This window comes from Bacillus sp. SIMBA_008 (genome assembly GCF_046535495.1).
Taxonomy (GTDB): Bacteria; Bacillota; Bacilli; order Bacillales; family Bacillaceae; genus Bacillus; species Bacillus subtilis.
In genome coordinates this window covers 1-243 of the sequence record NZ_JAWRWL010001097.1, presented here as the reverse complement: position 1 = coordinate 243, position 243 = coordinate 1, and the positions used below count along the sequence as shown (strand labels likewise).

General features: G+C 31.7%; 1 pseudogene. It reads left to right on the top strand.

From position 1 onward, the window contains the following. Positions 1-243: pseudogene (locus SB658_RS26810) on the top strand (Yip1 family protein); the annotation flags it as partial.

Below are 243 nucleotides of genomic sequence, written 5' to 3'. Positions count from 1 at the left end.
AAAAAAACTTGGTGGACAAGGTACCTTTGAAAAAACACGTTACTCAGTTGCCTATTCTTATATCCCTTACGTTTATTCTCTTATATTAGTTTGGGTGCCTTCATTTTTCTTGTTTGGGATAGAAAACTTTACGAGTGAGACACCGGAAATGGATAGTAGCATAACTCTAACGATTTTGTTTCTTATTTTTGCCATAATTGATATAGTTATTGGAATTTGGACAATAATTATTTCCTTAAAATG